19 protein-coding genes, 1 tRNA gene and 1 pseudogene are annotated in these 21,870 nt (G+C 34.0%); 15 read left to right on the plus strand and 6 right to left on the minus strand.

All coding sequences use genetic code 11. The features are described from left to right. Positions 1–141: hypothetical protein (locus tag IR083_RS25030; RefSeq protein WP_410492895.1), on the plus strand; the 141-nt coding region annotated here is incomplete at its 5' end. Positions 142–250: 109 nt separating this feature from the next. Further along, positions 251–2,599: pseudogene (locus IR083_RS21160) on the plus strand (helicase-related protein); the annotation flags it as partial. Positions 2,600–2,686: 87 nt separating this feature from the next. On the opposite strand, the gene IR083_RS21165 reads toward IR083_RS21160, so the two are convergent. Together IR083_RS21165 and IR083_RS21170 are read right to left on the minus strand one after the other, a co-directional pair. Continuing rightward, positions 2,687–3,016 carry a helix-turn-helix domain-containing protein gene (locus IR083_RS21165; protein WP_194225810.1) on the minus strand — a complete coding sequence of 110 codons (330 nt, stop codon included), beginning with the start codon at positions 3,014–3,016 and terminating at the stop codon, positions 2,687–2,689. A gap of 32 nt (positions 3,017–3,048) precedes the next feature. After that, positions 3,049–3,387 carry a helix-turn-helix domain-containing protein gene (locus IR083_RS21170; RefSeq protein WP_194225811.1) on the minus strand — a complete coding sequence of 113 codons (339 nt, stop codon included), beginning with the start codon at positions 3,385–3,387 and terminating at the stop codon, positions 3,049–3,051. Positions 3,388–4,032: 645 nt separating this feature from the next. Between IR083_RS21170 and IR083_RS21175 the strand changes: the two genes are divergently transcribed. From IR083_RS21175 to IR083_RS21235, 13 genes are all read left to right on the plus strand, one after another. Further along, positions 4,033–4,284, plus strand: coding sequence for a helix-turn-helix transcriptional regulator (locus IR083_RS21175; RefSeq protein WP_206759870.1), 252 nt, complete (start codon positions 4,033–4,035; stop codon positions 4,282–4,284). Between the two features lie 128 nt (positions 4,285–4,412). After that, positions 4,413–6,593: a DEAD/DEAH box helicase family protein gene (locus tag IR083_RS21180; RefSeq protein ID WP_194225813.1), complete on the plus strand. Its 2,181-nt coding sequence runs from the start codon at positions 4,413–4,415 to the stop codon at positions 6,591–6,593. 1 nt (position 6,594) lies between these two features. After that, complete coding sequence (locus tag IR083_RS21185) at positions 6,595–6,804, plus strand: hypothetical protein (protein WP_194225814.1); 210 nt, start codon at positions 6,595–6,597, stop codon at positions 6,802–6,804. A 1-nt stretch (position 6,805) separates the two neighbouring features. Next, positions 6,806–8,989, plus strand: a complete 2,184-nt coding sequence (locus tag IR083_RS21190) for a hypothetical protein (protein ID WP_194225815.1) — start codon at positions 6,806–6,808, stop codon at positions 8,987–8,989. 14 nt (positions 8,990–9,003) lie between these two features. Further along, positions 9,004–10,062, plus strand: a complete 1,059-nt coding sequence (locus IR083_RS21195) for a helix-turn-helix domain-containing protein (protein WP_194225816.1) — start codon at positions 9,004–9,006, stop codon at positions 10,060–10,062. Between the two features lie 60 nt (positions 10,063–10,122). After that, positions 10,123–11,079, plus strand: coding sequence for an HNH endonuclease (locus IR083_RS21200; protein WP_194225817.1), 957 nt, complete (start codon positions 10,123–10,125; stop codon positions 11,077–11,079). Between the two features lie 959 nt (positions 11,080–12,038). Further along, on the plus strand, positions 12,039–13,397 hold the full coding sequence (dndC, locus tag IR083_RS21205; protein WP_194225818.1) for a DNA phosphorothioation system sulfurtransferase DndC: 1,359 nt from the start codon (positions 12,039–12,041) through the stop codon (positions 13,395–13,397). Continuing rightward, complete coding sequence (locus tag IR083_RS21210; protein ID WP_194225819.1) at positions 13,387–15,525, plus strand: AAA family ATPase; 2,139 nt, start codon at positions 13,387–13,389, stop codon at positions 15,523–15,525. Before dndC ends, IR083_RS21210 begins: the two co-directional genes overlap by 11 nt. Positions 15,526–15,538: 13 nt before the next feature. Next, a complete protein-coding gene (locus IR083_RS21215) occupies positions 15,539–15,961 on the plus strand; it encodes a DndE family protein (protein ID WP_194225820.1) in 423 nt (140 codons plus the stop codon). A 336-nt stretch (positions 15,962–16,297) separates the two neighbouring features. After that, positions 16,298–16,380 (plus strand) — tRNA-Leu (locus IR083_RS21220). A gap of 281 nt (positions 16,381–16,661) precedes the next feature. Continuing rightward, a complete protein-coding gene (locus IR083_RS21225) occupies positions 16,662–17,279 on the plus strand; it encodes a hypothetical protein (protein ID WP_194225821.1) in 618 nt (205 codons plus the stop codon). A 127-nt stretch (positions 17,280–17,406) separates the two neighbouring features. Then, complete coding sequence (locus tag IR083_RS21230; RefSeq protein ID WP_194225822.1) at positions 17,407–18,603, plus strand: SIR2 family protein; 1,197 nt, start codon at positions 17,407–17,409, stop codon at positions 18,601–18,603. Beyond that, positions 18,590–20,242 (plus strand): ATP-binding protein, encoded by a 1,653-nt coding sequence (locus IR083_RS21235; protein WP_194225823.1) that lies wholly within the window; start codon positions 18,590–18,592, stop codon positions 20,240–20,242. The genes IR083_RS21230 and IR083_RS21235 overlap by 14 nt, the downstream gene beginning before the upstream one ends. Here the strand turns inward: IR083_RS21235 and IR083_RS21240 are convergent, their stop codons facing one another. From IR083_RS21240 to IR083_RS21255, 4 genes are all read right to left on the minus strand, one after another. Further along, complete coding sequence (locus tag IR083_RS21240) at positions 20,243–20,830, minus strand: tyrosine-type recombinase/integrase (protein WP_194225824.1); 588 nt, start codon at positions 20,828–20,830, stop codon at positions 20,243–20,245. A gap of 164 nt (positions 20,831–20,994) precedes the next feature. Further along, the gene (locus IR083_RS21245) at positions 20,995–21,312 is read right to left on the minus strand and encodes a hypothetical protein (protein ID WP_194225825.1); all 318 of its coding nucleotides are present in this window, start codon (positions 21,310–21,312) and stop codon (positions 20,995–20,997) included. Between the two features lie 2 nt (positions 21,313–21,314). Beyond that, positions 21,315–21,641, minus strand: a complete 327-nt coding sequence (locus IR083_RS21250; protein WP_194225826.1) for an SH3 beta-barrel fold-containing protein — start codon at positions 21,639–21,641, stop codon at positions 21,315–21,317. Positions 21,642–21,660: 19 nt separating this feature from the next. Continuing rightward, a complete protein-coding gene (locus IR083_RS21255; RefSeq protein ID WP_194225827.1) occupies positions 21,661–21,855 on the minus strand; it encodes a hypothetical protein in 195 nt (64 codons plus the stop codon). Positions 21,856–21,870: the final 15 nt, after the last annotated feature.

Genomic DNA, 21,870 nt, shown 5'->3' on the forward strand with positions numbered 1-21,870 from the left:
TTGGATATGCATCATGTTAGAAAACTCAAAGGTTTAGATAAAAAGAAACCTTGGGAAAAACTCATGATTGCAAGACAACGTAAAACCATTGCACTCTGTAAGAGTTGCCATAAATTGACTGACATTGGAAAACAAGACTGATACTTTAGTGGAGAGCCGGATACGCGGAGACGTGTACGTCCGGTTCGGGGGCGAGTGCTTGGAAACCTACCATAGTAATATGGAAAGGCGCTGGGTGCTTAGCCTACCAAATCTTGATGTACTACGCAGTCAGGGAAAGGAAGTATCCAGAAGGATGTTACGTGGCTTGGAAATCCGCAAACAAAATTTGGAAGTCAAGTTAGATAATCTGGCCGACCAGATAAAAAACCGCACGGATGATGTTGTCGATTTTAAGATGATGGGTATTGACCACCTGCTCGTAGACGAGAGTCACCAGTTCAAAAATCTAATGTTTACCACCCGTCACGACCGTGTGGCAGGGCTAGGAAACCCCGAAGGAAGCCAAAGGGCACTCAATATGCTCTTTGCCCTGCGCACCATTCAGGAACGCAGCGGCAAAGATCTGGGAGCAACTTTTTTGTCAGGTACAACCATATCCAACTCCTTAACGGAACTATACCTCTTGTTCAAATACCTACGCCCCAAAGCGTTGGATAAGCAGGGTATTAACACCTTTGATGCCTGGGCAGCCGTATTTGCAAAGAAGAGTACCGACTATGAATTTTCCGTGACCAATCAGATTGTAATGAAAGAACGCTTCCGATACTTTATCAAAGTGCCGGAACTGGCTGCATTCTATTCGGAAATAACGGACTTCAGGACAGCGAAGGATATCGGTATAGACCGTCCCGAAAAGAATGAAATCCTGTACAATATTCCCCCGACACCACAACAGGAAGTGTTTATTGAGAAACTGATGAGATTCGCTGAGACAGGAGATGCGACCCTGTTGGGTAGAAGTAAACTGACGGAAAAAGAGGAAAAGGCAAAGATGCTGATCGCAACCGATTATGCCCGCAAAATGTCATTGGATATGCGGATGATAGACATGGCATACGGTGACCACATAGATAACAAAGCATCCCATTGTGCTGCTAAGATAGCAGAATACTATAATAAATACGACAAAGAGAAAGGAACCCAGTTTGTTTTCTCCGATCTGGGGACATACAAACCCGGAGAATGGAATCCATATAGCGAGATAAAACGTAAACTGGTAGAAGATCATAAGATTCCCGCCCATGAAATACGCTTTATACAAGAAGCCAAGACAGACAATGCAAGAAAAGCTCTGATCGCCGGAATGAACGAAGGACGTATCCGTGTTATATTCGGCTCAACCTCAATGCTGGGAACAGGAGTAAACGCCCAAAAAAGGGCTGTTGCCATTCATCATTTAGACACCCCCTGGCGGCCTTCTGACCTGAACCAACGGGACGGAAGAGCCATTCGAAAGGGGAATGAAATAGCTAAGTTATATGCAGATAACAAGGTTGATGTACTAATTTATGCTGTAGAAAAAAGCCTTGATTCCTATAAATTCAACCTGCTACAAAATAAGCAGCTATTTATCAATCAGCTAAAGACAAACAATATGGCGACACGGACGATTGACGAGGGCAGCATGGATGAAGGATCGGGCATGAACTTTTCCGAATATGTCGCTATTCTTTCGGGTAACACTGATCTGTTGGAAAAAGCCAAGCTGGAAAAGAAGATTACCGCTTTGGAAAGCGAACGCCAGGCATTTAACCGTGGTAAATCTTCTGCTATCTATAAATACGAGGATGCTACCCGTTCGATTGACAGTAATAATGAAATGATCTCCCGTATGACCAAAGACCTTACGGCATTTAATGAGAAGGTACAGATCGACAAGGAAGGTAATAAGTTAAATCCGATCCGTCTGGATAATTTCGGCAGTAATGATCCTAAAGCCATAGGAGAGAAACTGAATCAACTCTCGGATAATGCACGGACGAACGGAGAGTATTTCAAGATCGGAGAACTCTACGGCTTTAGAATCCTCGTTAAGACGGAAGAAAGCCAAAAGGAAGGCTCCATGTTCAAAGATAACCGTTTCTTTATCGAAGGGGAGGGTAATATCAAATACAGCTACAATAACGGGCATATTGCTGTCGATCCGCTTCTGGCATCAAAGAATTTCATCAATGCTTTGGAGAAAATACCGAACCTGATGGAAAAATATCAGGTGGATAATCAAAAGCTGGAAAAAGATATACCCGTACTTAAAGAGGTAATCGATTCGACTTTTAAGAAGGAGCCGGAACTAAGGGAACTCAAATCCGAGTTGGATTCTTTAAACAGGCAGATCAACCTCACGCTTGCGAATAAGGATAAACAGCCGGAGGAAGTTCTAAACAAAGAGATTGATTCTGTAGAAGTAAATTCGCCTCCCAATAAAATAGCACCTTTGGAGACGATATCAAATGAACGCTCGGGGCAACCCATGAGTATAAAAGAGATTATAGATGCGAATAAGGACCGTATTATAATTGCTTCGGTAAGTAAACCAAAGGAAACTGAGGATACCGGTGACATCAAAAAGAAAGTATCCAAAGGAATAAAAATGTAGTAAAAACCCCGCCTTGTTATCACAACAAAACGGGGTGCAATGAAAAAATGTAAGATATATATAAACAGATAAACAAATCAACAAATATTAACTATCAACAATTTCTTCTTCTAAATTATCCAAATTGTTTCCTTTATCCTTACTAAAATTTAAGCGTATAAAATTGCTTACATCCGACTCTTTATAAAATGTTTTCTGATATAGAGTGTGGTAGGGCAATTCACCTGAAGAGCGGTATCGCTGCAATGTCCTCTTACTTATATTGAGTAATTTACACAGATCGTAATTGTCATAAAGCAGTTCACCGTCAAGGTAACATCGCTGTTTTGCCATGCTTACCAGCGTTTTATCTATTTTATCCAAACGCTTGATAATATACTGCATCTTTTTTTCAAAAAGTTCTCTTTCTATAAACATAATATTAGGCTTTAAAATGCGAAGTAATAGCTCTATTCCCGGAATCTCAACGAATAGTTTCTTTTAAAATCGTCTATTGTAACAGGATCAGATTTGATGATCCGTTCATCCAGGCAACGCTCTATTTCTGAGAGCCTGTATAAACATCTGCCACGAAGCATAGAATAGCTTATAATATTCTCTTTTCGTAAACGTTGCAGTGTTCGGGTACTGATGCGTAATAATTCAGCTACTTCATTACTATCCATCCAAATATCGTTATCTGAATCTTTGTCTTTGGATTGTTCTGCCTTTACAACAAAACTTGCAATCCTGTCTATTTTTGCCACCAGCTTTTTATAGGCATCGCTTTCGAATGTAATTACTTCCATATCTTTATCAATTTTGTTTCATACTGCAAATATGGGATGATTAAAATTGGTAGTTTTCATACTCGCCGGCGACTCGCCTGATTTTTAACTAACGTGCATATGTAAAAAATAACAGAAACAGGAATTGAAATAAATCCTTAAAATCATAGATAATATTTTGGTGAAGAACGTTTCCATAATTATCATAATAGAGTTCTACGGAAGGAAAACAGACGTCCTAAATTAGACTAATGGATATAGAAAAGTGAAATAACGTTCGACGTAGTAAAACACAGCCAATTTGAAAATAACAGGCTGCATTGGGCAGTTTCATACAAATGATTGTTTAATATTAGGGTAAAAGTCTTTCTTGAGAAGAAAAGATATGGGGGAATTCGCATTGAACACTTATTTATTGGGTAAGGATTGGATGGTACAGGCTGTCGATTAGAGAGAAGAATGTTGCTATTATGCGATAGTTGTAGGATGAGGCATATAAGTATTTTTTAGAGTTTCACAATGATATAGAAGTAGGATTGGAGATGGATAGCAGGGCAGCTTGGTATTATAAGGTATTATTATTCCTATTTTGATGTGATGGTTGGATATTATTATTGAGTAATATTCCAAAATGGAATAGTGAAAATGAGTATTTAATATTGCATAATGGAATTTTCCATTTGTAATATGAAAAAACAACAGTATATAAAAAAACGACGGTCATTATCTGCTAAATTGATTGAAGCCAGAGAAAAGGCAGAATTAACCCAGAAACAAGTTGCAGAAACCGGGATTATTACGCAAAGTGAATTATCTAAACTTGAAAATAGTTCCAGAAGGGTTGATTTTTTACTCTTAATAGACCTAGCAGAGTTATATAATCAGCCGGTTACTTTCTTTATACCTTCAGTTAAATAGTTCATATTGCGGAAAATCAAATTGTTTTGTTTTTTATTATATAATCATGCTTATCAATTTTAATTGGTGTGTGAAATCTTAAATTAATATATAATTTTTTCATTGAAAACACACATAACTTTATAAAGATGTTGAATGAAGAAAATTTTCATATAGTTTATTCTACCGGTGAACATGAACCTGCCGGATTCTTTTTTGAAGCATTATTACACAGTAAACGCTTTGATCTTGGATTGGGTTATTTCAGTTCAACTGCCATTAATGTATTGAGTGCTGGATTTGCTTGGTTCATATACCGGGGAGGGGAGATACGTATCATAATGAATGATGTATTGTCCACCTCAGACCAGCAGGCTATTGAAAAAGGTATGGAAAAGATGGATGTTGAAATTGAAGAAAAGATAATTGAAAATATTCAGATCTTAGCAAAAACCCTGTCCAAGCAAAATAAGCATTTCTTTAATTGCCTTTCTTATCTGGTATGCCAAAAGCGGATTCAGTTTCTGGCTACCAGACCGCTTAATAACAAAGGTGGAATAGCACATAGTAAATATGGTATTTTTACGGATGAGGCAGGTAATAAAGTTGCTTTTAACGGTTCTGCCAATTTCTCGGCCTCAGCTTTAACAAAAAATGTGGAATGTATCAGTTGCTATAAATCTTGGTCAAAAAGCGAAGATGAATTGGAACGTCTCGATTATTTTGAAAATCTGTTTCATGAAACATGGTCCGGTCACTCAAAGAACTTGCAAGTAGTTCCTATTGAAAAGGTGAATACATATCTCCGGGAGTATTTTCCGGTTAAAAGCATACAGGAATTATTGGATGAAGAAAAGGAATTGATAGAGGCTCTCCCAATCCCGGAAGATTATATCTCGAAAAGAATGGCGGAGTTGTATAGTCAAATCGATCATATACCCCGGTTTCCATTTCTGCAAGGTCCCCGGGAATATCAGCAGGAAGCTTATATGAATTGGAAACGTAATGACTATCACGGGATCTTTGCTATGGCAACGGGAACTGGAAAAACGATCACTTCATTGAATTGTGTCTTAAATGAATACAGGTTCAACGGAGGATATCACGGGCTTGTTTTGGTTCCGACATTAGACCTTGTAGATCAGTGGAAAAAAGAAATTACCCGGTTCAATTTTAAAAATATTATAGAGGTTTCAGGACGGACTAATTGGCGTGAGGAATTGACACGATTGAAAAATGACTATACATGGGGAATCACTTCTGATTACTTTATTGTTACTACATATAATTCATTTACGGATCCATTATTTCAGAAGTTGTTGGCCCCTTTGCAGAAAGATCTGATATTAATTGCTGATGAGGCGCATAACATTGGTGCACCAAAGGTGAAGGCTGCTTTCCGTGATTTTAGCGTGAAGAAACGTATAGCTTTGTCAGCCACTCCAACCAGAGTATACGATCCGGAGGGAACACAGGAGATTGAGTCTTTCTTTAATGATACTCCTCCTTATTGTTATAATTTTTCCATGAAGGAAGCAATAGAAAAGAATTTTTTGACCAACTATTTTTATTATCCCCGTATTGTTCATTTACAGGAAGAGGAGTTTAAAGAATACATACAAATAACTAGAAAATTACAGAAGTATTTTGATCGGGAGACCAAACAGCTGAAGAAATGCATGGAAGTTGAACGATTACTACTTTTGCGTAAGCAAGTAATCCACAAAGCGAAAAATAAGCTACAACTTTTCAAACAGATTATAAGAGAAGTACAGGATAGTCGAAAACTAAAATATTGCTTTGTATATGTCCCGGAAGGATTCGGAGAGAAAGAAAGAGAAAAGTTTACTTATATAGAAGAGATGGTTAAGACGTTATATGTTGTGAGCCCGTCTACAACTTCAAATATATTTATAGGAGGTGATAATAATAGGCAGGATAAATTGAAAGGTTTTGCAGAAGGTAAAATAGATGTGCTGTTTGCTATGAAATGCCTGGATGAAGGTGTGGATGTCCCGCGTGCAGAAATCGGAATTTTTGCTTCCAGTACAGGTAATCCACGTCAATTTATCCAGCGTAGGGGGCGGTTGCTGCGTAAGGCAAAGGGAAAGCAGTTTGCTTATATTTATGATATGGTGGTTATTCCCCATGTAAAGTTTTCATCGGATTCTGAATTTTATGATATTGAACGTTCCCTTGTGTACAGCGAACTGACAAGAGTAGCCTATTTTGCATCTCTTTCCCGGAATTTTTATGAATCCAAAATTGTGCTGGAAGAAGTATCCAGACACTATAATTTGGACATTGATATGATAATAAAAGATTTATGATATGACACCAAATGAGATTTTTAAAGAAATATTAAAAGACGCCATATTTGTAGAAAAGTATGGTTTTATCAGGGAAGAACTTGATAAGCTGGAAATGCATGAGGCTTCGGAGCCAATTTTTGACATCATTAAATTGATTATTCAGGAGGGTGGTATAAAATCTGATGCTATATTATATAATCAAATTAAAAAAATACAGAATTTGAAATAATATGGAAAGAAAAATAATAACCTCTATTTCCTTTCAGAATTTCTATAATTATTATGGGGAGTATGAAAGGAATACTTATATTTTTACAGAAGGGCTGAATATATTGGTTGCAGATAACGGAGCTGGTAAATCCAAATTTTATAATGGTTTTTTATGGATTCTTCAGGATCAGGTATATGATTCTGAAGGTAACGGTTTCGATAATGTAGAAGATGCAAAATTTAAAATAATCTCAGACAAAGCTAAGAGTGAATCTACTCTGCATGAAGGCGTAAAATCCGGGGTTAAAATAAACTATAAGGATGATAATGCAGAGTATTCAATAGAGAAATATTTTTATTCGACTCGTATTTTTCAGGAAGATCCTATGGATGAAAAATGCTGGCAGTTGGAAGAATTGCAACAGACTGTTGTTCGCAGGGATTTGCACCTGAAGACTTTTAAACCGGTCTATGATACCGATGAACAGAATGATATCATACAAAATATCATACAGAAAGGGCTTCGTCCGTATGCTCTTTTACAGGGAGAAACAATTGATGAAATCATTGATTTTAGGCAAAGAGACAGTTTAATAAAGGCTATTAACAGACTTACAGATATTACTAAGTTAAGGGAATTGGTGAAGGTTTCAGGAGAAGTGTCTGTAAGATCAATAAAAGATCTTGATAACCAGAGACGGAAATATTCCAGAAATACAGTTGAGGCCACTAGAAAAATAGAGGAAAAAGAAGCTAAATGTGAATTGCTGGAACAAAAGGAAAATGAACTGGAAGCTTTTAGAACTAATTCTAAATACGCTCAAATGGAACTTGAAACCTTGATGAATCGTATAACGAATGTTCAAAAAAGGGTAGATTCCAGGAAACAAATCGAGGATTTGGAAAAAGAAGAAAGAAGGATCAGAGATGAATATGATGAATTTCTGAATGACATTAATTCATTCATGTTTGATTCTGAACATGCGTGGCTCCTCATGGGATTGGATGGCGAGATGGTTGGATTTTCTAATTTGAGAGATGATTATATTGTGAAAAAAGCGACTAAGAATGGTCTTAAAGAATGGTCTTATCCCGGCTTTATAACTTCATTACCGGACGGTTCGCCTGATTTTATTTCTTTGGAAAAGATGCTGCAACAGGAAAAGTGTTTTGTTTGTGGTAGAGTTGCGAAGAATAATACGGATGAGTGGAAACACATCAAAAAAATAAAAGATCGGCCTTCTTCCGAACCTAAACAAAAGGATAATCTGCCGAATGAGTTAAAAGAGTATTTTGATGATATTCAAATGAATACACAAGAATATTATAAGCGGATATTAAATGTTAAAGCGGATATAAAGAAAACCCGGGAGCGAAGAAATAAATTCGAAGAGGACATCAAGGATATCCAACGTAAAAAAGAAGATGCAGAACAAGAACTATTTCAGTTTGGAGGGGGAAAGGATCCTGATAGGGATGTAAAGGATATTACAGTTTTTGGTGAGGTTAGTTCCCGGGTCGGGGAATTAAAACATAATATCAAAGATTGTGAAACCCAAATTAATAAACTAAAACAGGATATAAAGAATCTTGACAAAGAAATAGAATCTCTGAGTACTGCCGATTTACCGAAAGAATATGCTGCAACTGTAAGTCTGCTGAATGATATTCATCAGATAATGAATAATACTAAAAACCGGATTTTTACAGAGATATTATCTAGATTAGAAACAAATGCTAATAAACATTTTCAGTCTTTGACAAAGGGGAATAATATAAAAGGTGGAGTCTTGAAGTTATCTCAGGCTTTGGATGACACCGCAATTATAGAAGTCAAAGATGAGAAAGGTAATCCGGTTACAGGATTATCGGAGGGTTTCCAACGGATGAAAAAGTTGGCTGTTGTGATGGCCATCATTTCGTCAAGAGATCAGAATAAGACATTTGATTATCCACTGATAGCAGATGCACCGTTATCTGCCTTTGGCAAAGGATTTATAGAAGGTTTTTTTGATGAGGTTCCCAAAGTCTTTAGCCAGAGCATCATTTTAATTAAAGAGTTATATGACAAAGAAAATGATTCTAAGTTGAATGAGATAGGGGAGAAATTGTTAAAAGAGGCCGGAGTTGGCAGCTTTTATATAATTGAACCGCAGAATGAGTCAAATATAGAAAGAGAGACAAAAATAATCAGATATAAATAAAACTCCTGTTTGAAATGAATAGTAAAGTTTTTCGTAATAAAATTAATTTGAAACGGCCCACTTATGAAACTTCGAAAACAGAAATAATGGAGCTTCTGTCTATTAAAGGTGGCAAAAAAGGGGAATTCTTAAAATTTGGACCTTATTACCAGACTTATATGTATGCTTTTTTTATTGGGTATCATCGTAAAGAAAGGTTGCCGTATGCTGATCCTGCCAAGAAGAAAGATTTTAGGGAAATAGGTCAATGGCAGCCAACAGGAATGGTAGATTATATATTAATGTTATTGTTTTCCGACAAGAAAAATATTAAGTATGATTGGGATGAGTTAGAAGAATTAGAAGAGAAAAAATTAGAAGAAGTCGTTTCCGATATCATAAAAGGTATAGAAGAATATGCAAATGCCGGATTAGCTTATTTGCAGGAAAAAATTCAAACAGATAGGGATGAATTTACCGATCCGTTTGTTTTTACGAATATATTGCACGATGTAGTTGATGAAAGTAAGGATAGACCGTCATTCCTTCCAATAAATAATACTGCCATTCAAGTTAATGAAGGAACTATACGTGTTAAGAAAATAATTGATGAAGGGGAATCCGGAAATGTTGAATTTAAGTCAACTCTAAGGTATTGTTTGTACCAAAAAAAGGAAGAAAAAAAATTGGAACATGCTTGTATGAAGACTATTGCCGCTTTTCTCAATAGTAATGGTGGCACATTATTGATTGGTGTAGGAGATGATAAAAGTATACAGGGACTAGATCTTGATTTTCAAACATTTAAAAAGAAAACTGATTTAAAGGACGAATTTCAGAAGCATTTGGATAATCTGATACAGCAATACCTGGGTAATACTATTTATACATTTTTAGAGATTAATTTTCATGATTTATCAGGTAAGACGATTTGTGAAATTCAGGTAAAACCAAATTCAATCAGACATACTATTCTAAGGAATATGTCGCTTTCTGGTAATCCTCAGGAATTCTTTATTAGAAGAACCGGTTCCACTGTTCAGTTACCTCTAACGGATACCTTTGAATATGTTTCTTTACATTGGCAAAAATAGTTTGTATACCTCCTGAAATCAGTAAATTTAACTTGTAATACAGATGAACTTAGATGTAATATGTTTATAACCAGTGATTATAACTCTATTTTGACTAATTTACACAGAAGAGGAAATGCTCCCCATAAGCCGCTGCTGATCCTTACAATTATGGATGGTATCGAGAGAGGGTATATCAATAGTGAAAAGATATTTCTTTCTGATGAATTGATAGATAATTTCAAGTCTAACGGAGTCATATGGACTAATCAAGCAAATATCTTGATAGCCTATCCTTTCTATCATATGCATAGTGAATGCTTTTGGCATCTGGTTACAAAGCCTGACCGGAAAATCCCTTTGACGAGTAAGAACTCTCCAACTTCTCTGAAAGGGCTGCGTGATGCACTTAATTATGCTGAAATAGATAAGGAACTGTACTTTATTTTCTGTGATCCTATCCGGAGGGAGAAATTGAGATTATTAATTGTGGAAACTTATTTTTCGTCTGTCTTTTCTCCAGAAAATTCTTTTGATGCATATCTTAAAGAAATGAAAAATGATATACTAAATTGTACAGGAAAACAATATAAGGATAAATTGAAAGAATTGGGAAAGGAGAAAGACCCCACTATATATCGAATAGAACGAATTGCTAGAAATAAACAATTTGAAAAAATTGTAAAGGAAATATACAACTATACATGTTGTATTTCTCATTTGCATATTTATCTGGAAAATGGAATCTCTTTGGTTGATACTTGTCATATCATACCTTTCTATCATCCCGATAGCAGTGATACAATAGGTAATGGTATTGTTCTTTCACCTACTCTGCATCGTGCTTTTGATAAAGGATTGATTACAATTGATGAAGAATATAGAGTTGTTGTATCCGATTTGATCAAAAAGAGTGAGACCTTTTTGTCTATACTCAGACCTTTTTCTGGAAAGAAAATAAAATTACCTCCCATACCAGAATATTATCCGTCACAAGAAAATTTGTGCTGGCACAGAGATAATATATTCAGAAGTTGAATATATAGTTTTTTCGAGCTCAAATAATTGCTTTCGAATAATGGTGTGAGTACGGGAGAGATAACAAAGTGAGATATAACAAAGTGAGATATAACTTAATCCACCCTTCGTTTTATTAATCTTATTTTGTGTAATCCTTGCTTTTTTCCTTTCAGAAAATGGAAATAATCATTTAATTATAGTGTTTATGTTTATAATTATCAAAGCCTTGTCATTTTAATCTATCCAAATGATAAACAGACAAAGCCTGTACAGAGCTTTACCTGTGAACAATATATTTCTTATTGGGAGAAAATCATGATAAAGGAAATCCTATTTTTGATTCACAAAAAAAGACTTTAGACGCCGTATATATTAGTGTTACTGTCTTAAATATTGGAATAACAGGAAATTTGATAATTAAGCCGAGAAATGTATTACCTTTATTTACTGATTATGAGTTTATTCGGTCAATTTTGAAACAAGCTAAGAGAATAGAGTTGGATGTAATGAAAAATCTGAAAAGTCATAAAAAAGTTCTCAGATAGTTATTCCGGCTAAAAGATTTTGATTACCTTGTGGTAAAGAAAATAATTTTAAAGCAAAACGCAGATGATAAAGCTTATGAATATAGTTGAAGAAATAATGGTGCAACTATTTTGATTATGGTTTATTAATAAAAATAATATTTTATAGAAAAAAGTTGAATATTTCGGCAGGTACTTTTTGTAATAGGCGAATACTGTTTTCTAACGATATCCGAGATGTAAGGCTGGAAAAAGATATAACAGAATGAAACTTTCCTTTTCTTTCAAAAGATAGCATATTATTTTTTATATTTGTGTCCACAAAAAAGTTTATGAGTTTATTTGATTCTCTTTTTAAGAGGAAATTATTGTTATAAACACACCTGTATATTTTGATATGTTTCGGATTGGAACTAATAAAACAAACGGGTGAAGAATGTTGTTTATCAATCAATGAAAAAAGAAATAAAAAATCAGAAAATACAAAATATTATTGCTGAGATAAAAGAGGAATATCTCACAGAAGACCGTTATAATCGTCCTTGGATCATAGGGTTTAGTGGTGGTAAAGATTCTACCGTATTACTCACGTTGGTCTGGATGGCTTTACAGGATATCAGAAGTGAGAATCCCGGGTATTTGTTTAAACGGCCAGTCCATGTTGTGTGCAATAATACATTAGTGGAAAATCCAATAATAGAGGAATACGTAAATGATGCACTCAAAGCTATAGAAAAGGCTGCGAAAGACCAGAAATTACCTATTTCTGTTGAGGTCACTCAACCTGATATGGAAGATCGTTTTTGGTATTGTACCATCGGGAAGGGATATCCGGTGCCTAATAGTGCATTCCGGTACTGTACGGAAAAAATGAAGATTCGTCCTACATCTACTTTTCTCTTGGATAAAGTCGCTCACAATGGTGAAGCAGTTATACTTATCGGCACCCGTATCTCAGAAAGTGCGAGAAGAGCATATAATATTCAGAAACATGAAATAAAGGGAAAGATATATTCCAAACATCCCATAACCCCGAATGCTTATAATTATGCTCCGATTAAGGAGCTAATGCTAGAGGAAGTATGGTATATCATCAATGCATTTCCTTCTCCTTGGGGATTTGATAATAGCATTCTGTTCAATATTTATATGGATGCCAGTTCTGATGATTATGAATGTCCTACTATAGTAACCGATGAGTCTCACCGGTCTTGCGGGCAAAGTCGGTTCGGATGCTGGGTGTGTACGCTGGCAAAAGAAGACCGGTCAATGTCATCTCTTATTAAGAATGGTGCTGTATGGATGAAACCTCTTCTGGAATATCATGATTGGCTTATTGAAAACCGGAATTTATCTGAAAATCGGGAACCTTACCGTCGGGACGGTTCTCGGGCAGTAGATGATAGTGGTCATAACCAAGGAGTGTGTACCATGGAATACCGGGTAAAAATGCTTACCAGACTTTTACAAATACAAAAGGATATCCAACGCATTAAGCCTCATGTTCAATTAATTCAAAGCCAGGAGCTTACAGCTATAGATGTATTGTGGAACAGGGAAGGAAATGCTATAAAATCGGTAAAGGATATCTATAAAGATGTATATGGATATGATTTTATCGTGGAAGATGGCGGATATACCGAACGCAAGATGTTACAGGAGGCTTGCGGGGGCTATCCGGAAGACTATTCATTAGTGCAGAAACTGTTAGCTGTTCAGCGTAGCAAAGGTATCTTGATGAAAAACTACGGATTGCAAACGGATTTCGAGAAACAATTCGATGAATTTATAAATAGCAAAAATGTTAATTAGATCGATAACACTCAATAATTATCGCTTATATAAAGGAGAAAATACACTTGATTTTTCAGTGGATAGCGATCGCAATATTGTGCTTGTTGCCGGAGAAAATGGATTCGGAAAAACAACCTTACTCTCTTCCTTGATCTGGTGCTTGTATGGCAGGCAAATTGGAGACGTGGAACCAACCTTAAAAAAAGAAACAAGTTCTGCCGAGAATTACTTGAACTATCTTGGCAATAACCTGAATAGGTTGCAAAGGAGTAAGTTGGATAAACTCGGTTTATCTGAAGAGCAAATCAAAGAGATAAAAACTAAAGGATATACGGAAATAACAGAAGCTTATCGGAAATATGCCGAATATTCGGTTACTATCGTTTTTTCAAATATCTCTATTTCTTCTTTTCCTTGTGAGACTGTAACTGTAAAAAGAAGTTATGACATACTACGGGAAGAAGAGTCTCTGGAAACTTTTATTGATGACAACCGCAATGTACTTTATAAAGGCATGGGAGATGATTTATTTATAAATGATTATATATTGAATCGTAATCTGGCTCGGTTTTTCTTTTTCGATTCTGAAAAAATTGTATCTATGGCGGAGATGAATACGTTGGATGATAAACGTAAACTCAATTCTGCTTATAACGAAGTTTTGGGATTAAAAAAATATGAGGACTTAAAAAGAAATTTGGAGAATCTTCGCATACGTTTTAAAAAACGTTCTGCGGATGAGAAGAGTCGTGATGAACTTATCCAGAAAGATAATCAACGGGATGAGATAGAAGAAAAACAGGTCGAACTTGAAAGACAAATTGCAACTTGTGCAGAAGAAATCAGGACTTTGAAAAAGAAGGATGAAGCACTGCAAATCGAACTGATCCGTGAAAGCAATACGATGACAATTGAGAGTCTGAAGCGTCAAAAGCGTATTTTACACAATTCTCAGATTAAGGATGTCGAATTAAAAGGGAAATTAAGAAATTTACTGGATTTTGCACCCTTTGCTATTGCAGGAAAAGCTTTTCTTGCAGCCAAGAAACAAGTGGATGAAGATTTTAAGAAACAACGGAATGTAGAAGCAATTCAATTGAAGAATGATGTTGCACTAGCTATACGAAAGGATCTGATGAGTAGAATTCATACTCATCCCGTTTTAGAAGAAAAGCAAAAAAGAGTATTGAGAACGGTTTTGCAGGAGACATTTGGACAATTCTATAATCCGGAAGCAGGCTCTATATCTGACTCACCTTTATTGATTGAAGTAACTCAGGAGCAATATGAAGAACTGCAGGCTATCTATATCAATTTGACAGAAACTTTTAAACTGGAATTTGAAACAATTTCAGATGATTACAGGAAGAATCGACAACTTATAGATAAAACCAATCGTCGGATTGCGAGTGTGACTCCTAAAGAGGGTGATTTATATATACAATCTATACGGATAGAGAAAGATGAAATAGAAAATAAAATAAAAGAAAAGGAGGAATTGTATAGGACTCTTAGTATTAATTACGGGATGAATGAAGAAACTCATCGATCTTTGTCCCGCCGGATATCGGAATTGAGTAAGATAGTTCGCATAGATGGCAGCGATGCGGAAAAAGACGAGATTGCCGGACGGCTGATTGATGAATTGGATATATTTTTGGGAAATTTGCGTAAAGAGCGAAAATCGTCTTTAGAGGAACGTATAAAAATATGTCTGAATAAACTGATGCACAAGGAAGATTTTATCGATTCTGTAAAGGTGAATATAATGAATGACCTGTTGGAAATTCAATTGTGTGATGGAGCGGGCAGGCAGATTCAGACAGAAACTCTCTCAAAGGGTGAACAACAATTATATGCGACGAGTTTACTGAAGGCGCTGGTTGATGAGTCAGGTATACAGTTCCCTGTATTTATTGATAGTCCTTTACAAAAGTTTGATAAACGTCACTCTGGAAAAATTATCAAGGAATTTTATCCTACCGTTTCACGTCAGGTTGTATTGATGCCATTGCTTCAAAAAGAACTAACCGAAGAAGAATACGACCAGATGTTGTCCTATGTGAAGAGAGTATATTACATTAAGAATAAGGAGAGTTATTCTTATTTTAAAGAAATAAATCCGGAACAACTTTTTAAAGATTGAGATATGATCTGTTATGGTTACTACAATAAAAACATCTGAAGAAAACAAACGTATTGTCAGTGAGTTGACAAATAAATTTGAATTGGGGACTGAAAATCTTATTGCCCGTATCGCTTTGGCTTATTCGCTCAAATCGGGTAAGAAAATGAATCCTATAGAGAGTCGGGATACAGGTGGAAAGGAATATTCAAGGTCTGTTTTATTTGGTAATTATTACCCTTACTATCTGGCTATGATTTGTACTCATTATCAGATAGATTATCACAATAAGGACATTCCTCGCTACTTTAAAATGCATCTGGATGACGGATTGGAAATGATCAATGTCGATATAAAAAACAATCCTAATTTGTTAGGTTTTGACTATTTACTGGATAGGATAGAGGCAGGACTGGAAGAAATTATAGAAAAAGGAGACGGGGAACCATCTGTGTAATTATTCACTATTAGGAATAAATCCCATTAACTTTATATAATTATTCATTTAGAAAATATATTAATGACATAATATAAAAATGAAATTTTGTCAATTATTCTTGGATAGATAAGAAAAAGAGTAACAAATATAGTTTTAAAGATTTGTGTAATTTTAAAAAAAGGATTACTTTTGAATCCGAAAAGAAAAACAGGTTGGCGGAGGACACTTGTTAGACAATTTAAGACAGAAAAAAGGTACTAAATCGGTACTTAGTCTTTAATTAAATTTTGGAAAATGATAATATTCAATAATATAGCGAATAAGGGTTAAACTCCCGTCTTTCGCTCTTAGGCTGCTCGGATGGTGGAATGGTAGACACGCAAGACTTAAAATCTTGTGACCATTAGGTTGTGCGGGTTCAAGTCCCGCTCCGAGTACTTTTAGAAACGCTAATTGATTATTTATTAATTGATTAGCGTTTTTGTTTTTAGTCTTCTGCACAACATTTGCACAACAAAGATAGGAATTATTTTAACTTCCATTTGATGGTTATATATGACTATACTTAAAATCAACAAATTTCCTATTTGTGAAATTCATTTTCAAATTAAAGTATAATTTTGTTATTAGAGATTTCTTTTGTCTAAAACAACTTTAGTTTAGATTTCTTTAATTAAGAATAATATTATCTTTAGAGAATCAACCATTCAATTATATTATGGATACAACTGAAAAAAAAATATCAACTTCTAATATTATTGCATTTTTAGCATTGGCATTATCCATTGTCGTATTTTATTTTCAATTTTTTTACACAGGTCAATCTCTTAAAGTAAATGTGGTTGATTCAAATATAGAATTTTCTGAAAAGAAGATAAATTTCACTATTATATATCATAACAATGGTAAAGGGAATCAATATGCTACTGTCGTTAATAGCAGATTGATTTGTTATCAGAATAAAGAAGGAATAATAACAGATGAAATTAATATAGCCAATCATCATTTAAGATTTAAAGAGGGAGTTTTAAATGATGATTTTCAACCTATAATTTTATCTCCTGGAGCACAATCTGTAATAATACATAAAATCCCATATAATTTGAATCCTAACATGTTTTATGAATTTTCTCAAGAATTGGATTCTTCTGCAAAAGTATTTATAGCATTAGAATCGAAATATATGAACTCTAATGGCTTGTTAAGTAGTAAAATTATTAACATTGGATGGTTTATGTTAGATGATGATTATATAAAGAAACATAAATTTGAATATAAAAGTATAGATTTAAATTCGAATGGAACATTAGTTAGTAGTGGGGGAGATGATAGCTAACATTTTATTTGTCACAGTAAGTCTATTTTTTCACAAGATGTCGTTTTAACAATTATGTGTGAAAAACAATGTGTTATAAAAAATATTCACTTCCTTTGAAAGATTAATTTATACACAAATTAAACCCATGAGTAGTAGTAAAAAGTATATTCTAATACATGAAGGGCATACTGTTGCTTTTGATGATGAAAAATGTTATTTAAATGATAAACATTTTGTCATAGATAATAGTACGAAAGAAAGTAATGAGATTGCAACTGATTTAAAACAAAGCTTTTATCATAAATTTTTCAAAAAACACTTTAAAAACATTATTGTGCTTACTGCTGCAGGTACATCTATGGATAATGGGGCAAATAGAGGAAAATCAAGGAAAGGTTTATGGGATGAATGTAAAGATGAAATAGATATCGTTCATGACCAATGTCCCAATATTAAATTAAAGGGCTTTGACAAAAACTATGATATTGAAGGATTTCTAACTGCATTAATTTTACATGAAAGAGTTAATAATGAAGTGTTAGATTCTGATAGTAATAAGATTATCTCCAAAATAGAGAAAAAGATAGCTAAAGCTTGTAGTTTAAATTTATGCAAAGCTCAAGCTCCTCATTTGGAATTTTTAAATAAACTAACTGCTCGTAAAATTAATGCCCCTCGTTTGCAGCTATTTACAACAAATTATGATACTCTGTTTGAACAAGCAGCAAATGAAGGTGGATTCGTTATAATTGATGGATTTTCATTTACTCAGCCAAGAAAATTTTCAGGAAGATTTTATGATATAGATATTGTGAATAGAGAAAAGTCACGTATAACACAAGAAGAAAGTTTTATTCCAAGAGTTTTTCAATTATATAAAATTCATGGGTCTCTAAATTGGGGAAGAATTGATGGGGATGTAGTATTACAAGAAAATCCAACCTCTCCACTTATAGTTTATCCTGCTTCTGAAAAATATGAAAGTTCATATGAACAACCTTTTTTTGAAATGATGTCTCGGTTTCAACAGGCATTAAGAAAAGAAAATACATTATTAATTGTTATTGGATTTGGGTTTCAGGATAAACACATACAAAACGTTATAAAAGAAGCCGTAAATCAAAACTCGAATTTTCATCTTGTTATAATTTATTACGGTTTAGATGAAAATGGAGATGAAATAGGCATACAAACAGATTATATTATTGATTACTTTAAAGATATTGGCACTTTTAGCCCTAAAAGCAACGTAACAATAATATTTGACACATTTAATGGCTTCACTAAGAATTATCCGTTAAACTCAACCTATTTTAACCTAAAAGAAGATGAATCCATTTGAACATAATTATTTTTTGGGGTATGTAAATGAGGTAAGCCCTCAATATATTAAAATACATTTTCCTTCATCTAATTTACTTGACCAATTTCATTTTAAAGGGACACAGTACGCAGGGGGAAATGTAGGAAATTTTATTATCATTGAGAGTGAAGAATATGGATTTTTAGGTAGAATAATAGAAATATCACTACCTGATAGTGAGAAAAAAGAAATAAGTGAAAAAGCTATTCAGGTTAATAATACTAACTTTCATCCATCAGGAAAGGTTGAATTATTATTGACTTTTGATATTTTTAACCCAAATAGGATTCAAAAGACAGTCACAAAATATCCATCAATAGGAGCAAAAGTTTATTCTTGTTCTGATAAACAGATAGAACTTTATGTAAAAGAATTTGGACGCAAAGATGATAGTGATTATGAAGAAGTATACACAGAGTTAGGTATTCTTACTTCAAATGAAGCTTGTTGCAACATATCGTTAAATGCTTTATTTGGGAGACATTGTGCTGTAATAGGAACTACAGGTGGGGGTAAGAGTTGGACTACCGCAAAGTTAATAGAGTCTGTTACAAAACAAACAAATAATAAGGTTATATTAATAGATGCAACAGGTGAATATCAAAATATATCTAAATTAAGCTGTTCTGTTGGAGAGGGGGCATATTTTTCTTATAAAGTATTATCAAATAGCGATTTTTGTTTCCTGTTTCGTGAACATTCCCCTAACACGGTAAACACATTATGTGAAGCTGTAAATTCCTTAAGATTTGTAAATTTAGAAATTTTCAAAGATGGAGTCAAAATAGGTAAAAATGTTGAGGAGATTAATAAAGTTATTCGAGAAAATATCCACAAAATAAAAGATGTTGATTTTGATTTACTTCAATTATCTACACAGATTAAGAATGAATGCATAAAGCCTAATAATAGAGGTGTTTACGAAGAAGATGGTTTTAAGTTAAGTTATTGTTCACATTTAATCTCTCGAATAAATTTTTTCTTGAACAATGATACTATTAAAAAAGCTTTAGGAATAGGTTCTGAGAATATAGAGGAATCTGAGGAAATTATAGATATAATAAATAAATTTCTTAATGTTGATTCTGAGAATAATGTATTGAGAATTAGCTTTGAAAAGCTATCATATGATTTTTCGATAAGAGAAATAATTGTAGATTTCATATCAGCTTATTTACTAAAAATAGCAAGAAATGGATTCTTCAAAGAAAAGCCTGCAATATTATTTATAGATGAAGCTCATCAATTCTTAAATAAAAGAATTAGTGCTGATGATGATAGTTCTTTATATCTTCAAAATATAGATTCTATTGCAAAGGAAAGTCGAAAATATGGATTGTTTTTATGTTTATCGACTCAAATGCCAAGAGATATACCTATCGGAACATTAAGTCAAATAGGAACTTTTATTGTTCATAGGTTAATTAATGAAATGGATAAAAGAGCAATAGAAAATGCATCATCGTCAGCGAACAAAAGTGCTTTATCTTTTCTCCCTATTTTAGGGAGTGGTGAGGCTCTACTTATTGGAGTTGAGTTCCCCATGCCATTGTTGATTAAAATAAATGAGCCTATTAATAAACCCAACTCCAAAACTCCAAGATTAATAAAAAAATAATTAAAAACTCAACAAATCGTAAGCTTCCATCAATTCCTCAGAACGTAAACCAAGATATTTCCTTGTGGTGCGAACATCACTGTGATTGAATAGTTCTGACAATTTTACTAATGCTAATTCAGCATTAGAACCTGCATTATTATAAACCTGTCTTCCAAATGTTTTTCTCATGCTATGAGTTGAGAAATTTTTGATTTTGAGATTATACTTTACTCTAATTTGCTTAAAAACGATATTAATTCGTTGAACTGAATAAACACTACCTTTCTGACTTGTAAAAATATAGTCATTTGATGAAAATGGTTTTATTTCTTTATTACAGGATTGTATATGTTTTTTGAGTTGGTCATTGATTTTGATGGTACGTTGTTTTTTAGTTTTCTTCTCAATGATGGTCAGTATATCAGTATTGAGAATATCGCACCATTTCAAATTTAAGGTATCACTAATCCTTGTGCCGAAAAAAGAACCCAAAGCAATCAATAACGAGAATTTATAGTTTTGGTCTTGATACAATTTAGAAATTAGTAATACATTGCTATCCCACTCTAAATAATCGGCTGTTGTATTTTGAAATTTTAAACTCATAATAATATTCAGTTTTGTTGGTTATTCGTTGTTAGTGAATCCCTGTTTTGATGCAAAATAACTAATTTGCAGTTTATTAGGCGTTTATCTATTTCACTTATAAGAGAAGTGAATATTTGCGGTGTCCCACTGTTCCAACTTTAATTATGTGGGACGATGGGACATTATTCCAATGAATATTCATTTTTTACCTTTTGGTCATAATTGTCGCAACACTCCACCATGTCATCAATCATATCTATTAGTTGGTTAACATAGATACCTTCAATAGATTTTATTTCTTTCAGTTGGTCTGTTAGTAGTTTTATCCCAAAAAGGTCAGTGCCCTCATTATATTTCACCACAACCCAACCTTTGTGTAAGAATCCTTGAACTTTGAAAGATAATCCATTTTGTGTAGGCTTTGGGGAGTTGAATCCCCAAGACCATACAATATTTAGATTAGTACGAAGAATAGATAAGATGTAATTTGCCATTTCCATGATTAGAGTATTGTTATAAGATTCTCATATCGAAAAGAACGCCACTCTTGTTCTTCTATGTCGAAGTATGCTTGTAATCCATCTAACTTGCGTGGATAGCCACGACCATTTATATTTCGGTCTGCTACTCTTTCAAGTAAAGTTCCAAAAGCCTCACGCAATTCCCCATTAGTTTTTCTGTAAATAAAATGAGCTGCACCATTTACTAACTTGAATTGTAATGCTTCAATTAAAACAGATATTTGAAGTGATTGTGTAAGGTCATAGCCTTTGACGACCATATTTGTAGCTCTGTTCAATAATGCTAAGTTGTTGATAGTTGTTTTCATATTTTGAGATATTATTAGTTTAAAATCGTTTAGTTATATTTTTAGGTTCTCCCCATCCATTTAATCTATATACAGCCTTTACAGCATCTTCAAAATATCCATAGTCCTCAATATGGCGAGCAGTAGAACCTGTTTCTGTTACAGTTGTATATTGATACACACTCCACATATTGCGTTTATGGCAGAAATGATATAGACCAACTTTTACTTTCATACTTGTAATGCTTTA

This window comes from Dysgonomonas sp. GY75 (genome assembly GCF_015234155.1).
GTDB lineage: Bacteria > Bacteroidota > Bacteroidia > Bacteroidales > Dysgonomonadaceae > Dysgonomonas > Dysgonomonas gadei.